Genomic DNA, 3,659 nt, shown 5'->3' with positions numbered 1-3,659 from the left:
ATCAGCATGCCCGGCCCGGGAAGGGGCATCAACACGAGACCCAGCGGGATGAGCGCCCAGCCCAAAATCTCCACGCCAAGGCGTTCGAACCAGCTCTTCAACGAGGTCCCGGCGCCCATGGGGGCAATTCTGCCAGCCGACCTCCAACAGAAACGCCCAAACGTGGCGAGAAGTCCGAGAACCAGGGTCATCCCCGACGACGTCAGGGGACGGTGTGCGGGTCGACCCCGAGGCTCAGATGGACACGAAGATGTGAAGGGCCGCTTCGACGTCGATCTCGGCGGTCTCACCCTGCCGTGCGACGACCAGGCCGTCATGTCCCTGCGAGACCAGGACGTCGTTGCCGGGCAGCGCTCCGACACGACGCAGCACCGACATGACCTCGGTGTCCTTCTGCAGCTCCTCGGCGATGCGACGCACCACCAGGCGGATCGGCTCGACCGCACCGCTGACGGCCTTGGTCATCGGCTGGACGCCCTCGAGGAAGTCGGCGTCCTTGCCGAGCTCGCCGAGCTCTGACAGCCCCGGGATCGGGTTGCCGTAGGGCGACTCGGTCGGGTGCTCGAGCAGCTCGACGAGGCGGCGCTCGACCTGCTCGGACATGACGTGCTCCCAGCGACAGGCTTCCTCGTGGACGTACTCGATCTCGAGGCCGATGATGTCGGTCAGGAGGCGCTCGGCGAGGCGGTGCTTGCGCATCACGCGGGTCGCCAGCTGCCGGCCCTTGGGCGACAGCTCGAGGTGACGATCGCCCTCGACCGTGAGCAGGCCGTCGCGCTCCATGCGAGCGACCGTCTGACTGACTGTCGGCCCGCTCTGGTGGAGGCGCTCGGCGATGCGCGCGCGCAACGGGACGATGCCCTCCTCTTCCAGCTCATAGACCGTGCGGAGGTACATCTCGGTGGTGTCGATCAGCTCGCTCACCACGCCATTGTTCCACGTCCCGCGGCATCCTCGTCGCCACCGGACCCGTGGAGGCGCCTCGAGCTTCGGCGCGCGGGCTCCGGCCGCCGTGGCGTACGTCCTAGGGTGGTCACGTGGTCACGATTCCCGGGCAGTTCAACGGTCCCCTCCACTCCGGCAACGGCGGCTACGTCGCGGGCCTCCTCGCCCGGGAGCTCGGCGGTGACGGGCCCGTCACCTCGACCCTGCGCATACCGCCGCCGCTGGACGTGTCGCTGAGCTGGGAGCACGACGGCGCCGAGGTCCGGCTCCTGACCGCCGGCGGAGCCGTCGTCGGCAGTGCCACACCGGGTTCGTTCTCGCGTGACGTGTCGGCTTGCCCGACAGCTGAACAGGCGGCAGCGGGTCATTCGCACTACCCCGGCTTCGCCCACCATCCGTTCGACCACTGCTTCACATGCGGCACGGCGCGCGACGAGGGCGACGGGCTGCGCCTGTTCGCCGGTCCGATCGACCCCGCGCACCCCGGACTCACCGCGACACCGTGGACGCCGCACGAGGCGTTCGGCGGCGACGACGGCAGCCTCGACCTGCCGGTCACGTGGGCGTCGCTGGACTGCCCGGGTGGCTGGGCGGCCGACTTCAGCCGCCACGCCATGGTGCTGGGCCGCATGACCGCCCAGGTCTATCGTCGCCCCCGCGCCGGCGAGCCGTGCCTGTCGGTGGGCCACCTGCACGCCCAGGAGGGTCGCAAGTTCCTGACCGACACCGCCCTCTACACCGAGGACGGCGAGCTGCTGGGGCGCGCGGAGCAGATCTGGATCCTGATCGACATCGCGGCGTTCTCCTGACGGCAGGCCGTCACCCCTCATGCCGTAAATTCGTCGCGTGACAAGACGTCCGCTTCCGCGGCTGTTCGCGGACACGCGGCCCTTGCGGAGCGAGCACTTCCGCCGCCTCTGGCTCGCCAACATCATCACGGTCGTCGGCGCCCAGCTGACCGTCGTCGCGGTGCCGGCGCAGATCTATGCCGACACCCACTCGTCGGCGTACGTCGGCCTGGCCGGGGTGTTCGGCCTGGTCCCGCTCATCGTGTTCGGCCTGTACGGCGGAGCGCTCGCGGACGTCTTCGACCGGCGCACCCTGCTGATCATCACGACGGCCGGCCTGATCGTCACCAGCGGGCTGTTCTGGCTGCAGGCCGCCGCGGGCAGCACCAACGTGTGGCTCCTGCTCACGCTGTTCGCGGTGCAGCAGGCGTTCTTCGCGGTCAACCAGCCGACCCGCAGCGCCGTGGTGCCGAAGATCGTCGAGCCGCATCTGCTGCCGGCCGCCAACTCGCTCAACTCGACGGTCATGATGGCCGGTGGCATCGCGGGGCCCCTCCTCGCCGGCGTACTGATCCCGGTGATCGGCTTCGAGTGGCTCTACCTGATCGACACGTTCACGCTGTTCGCCACGCTCGGGGCGGTCATACGCCTGCCCCGCCTCCCCGTGCTCGAAGCAGCCGCGGGTGCGCCGGGCCTGCGCGCGGTGGTCGATGGCTTCCGATACCTGCGCACACAGCCCGTGCTGATGATGTCGTTCGTCGTCGACCTCATCGCGATGGTCTTCGGGATGCCGCGAGCGCTGTTCCCCGAGATCGCGCACATCGACTTCGGCGGCCCCGAGAGCGGTGGCATCGCGTTCGCCCTGCTGTTCGCAGCGATCCCGGCCGGTGCGGTGATCGGCGGCGTGTTCAGCGGCTGGGTGTCGCACGTCGAGCGGCAGGGGCGCGCCGTCATCATCGCGATCGCACTGTGGGGCCTGTCGATGACCGGCTTCGGCATCGCTGTTGCGCTGGCGGACCAGTGGCGTACGCCGATGCTGGTCGTCGCCCTCGTGATGCTCGTGGTCGGCGGTGCCGCCGACATGTCATCCGCCGCCTTCCGGATGAGCATGCTGCAATCGGCCGCTGACGACGCCCTGCGAGGGCGGCTCCAAGGGGTCTTCATCGTCGTCGTGGCCGGTGGGCCGCGCATCGCCGACACGCTGCACGGTGCGACTGCCGCGGCCGTCGGCACAGCGGCGGCCTCGGCCGGCGGCGGCGTTCTGGTCGTCGTGGGTGTCGTGATCGCGTCGTTGCTGGCGCCAGCCTTCGTCCGCTACCGGATCTCCCGCCAGCTGCACATCTGACCGCCCGGCGCGGGGCGCCCGTCGGCCGGAGCCCATACTGGGCAGATGGCCAGGACACGCGTACGCCGCGAGCTCACGATCGAGCAGGTCCAGCGCTGGGTTGCGACATTCCTGATCCTCGCTGTCTCCGCATTCCCACTCGGTGCGCTGGTGGCCGTGATCCGGAGCATCGTCGACGACGGCCGCCGCAGCGACGGCATCATGCTGCTCGTCGTCATGGCGGTCATCGGGATCGTCGCGCTCGGCGCGATCCGGCTCGTCCACCGCCGGCCGGCGTTCGCCCCCTGGATCCTGCTGGGCGTCCTGCCCGCCGTGGTCGCGGGGTTCTGCATCCTTTAGTGCTGGAGGTCGCTGACCAGCGGCGAGAACCTCGACCGCCGGGCAGCGAGCTCGAGGGACGCCACGTCCGGTGCGGCAGACACCGGACGAACGCCCACGACGGTGCGAATGATCAGCACCGGGATCAGGGCCAGTGCGAGCAGCACCAGCATCAGCCACGAGGCGCGGCCGAACGTGTCGGTCGTCATCGCCGCGAGGGCGCCGAAGACCGAGCCCCCTCCGACGTACGCTGCGGACCACGT

At 69.9% G+C, this 3,659-nt stretch carries 5 protein-coding genes; 3 read left to right on the top strand and 2 right to left on the bottom strand.

All coding sequences use genetic code 11. From position 1 onward, the window contains the following. Positions 1-234: 234 nt before the first annotated feature. Positions 235-924 (bottom strand): metal-dependent transcriptional regulator, encoded by a 690-nt coding sequence (locus V6M46_RS04745; RefSeq protein ID WP_332662628.1) that lies wholly within the window; start codon positions 922-924, stop codon positions 235-237. Positions 925-1,037: 113 nt separating this feature from the next. On the opposite strand from V6M46_RS04745, the gene V6M46_RS04740 reads away from it, so the two are divergent. From V6M46_RS04740 to V6M46_RS04730, 3 genes are read left to right on the top strand one after another with little or no spacing between them, the layout of a single operon-like run. Then, positions 1,038-1,754: a hypothetical protein gene (locus tag V6M46_RS04740; RefSeq protein WP_332662627.1), complete on the top strand. Its 717-nt coding sequence runs from the start codon at positions 1,038-1,040 to the stop codon at positions 1,752-1,754. A 37-nt stretch (positions 1,755-1,791) separates the two neighbouring features. Further along, positions 1,792-3,078 carry an MFS transporter gene (locus tag V6M46_RS04735; protein WP_332662626.1) on the top strand — a complete coding sequence of 429 codons (1,287 nt, stop codon included), beginning with the start codon at positions 1,792-1,794 and terminating at the stop codon, positions 3,076-3,078. Positions 3,079-3,123: 45 nt separating this feature from the next. After that, positions 3,124-3,417 carry a hypothetical protein gene (locus V6M46_RS04730; RefSeq protein WP_332662625.1) on the top strand — a complete coding sequence of 98 codons (294 nt, stop codon included), beginning with the start codon at positions 3,124-3,126 and terminating at the stop codon, positions 3,415-3,417. On the opposite strand, the gene V6M46_RS04725 is transcribed toward V6M46_RS04730, so the two are convergent. Then, the coding region (locus V6M46_RS04725) for a hypothetical protein (protein ID WP_332662624.1) at positions 3,414-3,659 on the bottom strand (246 nt) is incomplete at its 5' end. The genes V6M46_RS04730 and V6M46_RS04725 overlap by 4 nt on opposite strands.

Source organism: Aeromicrobium sp. (assembly GCF_036676885.1).
Classification (GTDB): Bacteria; Actinomycetota; Actinomycetes; order Propionibacteriales; family Nocardioidaceae; genus Aeromicrobium.
Note: the sequence above shows the minus strand (reverse complement) of the source record. Positions and strands in the feature narration are given on the sequence as shown.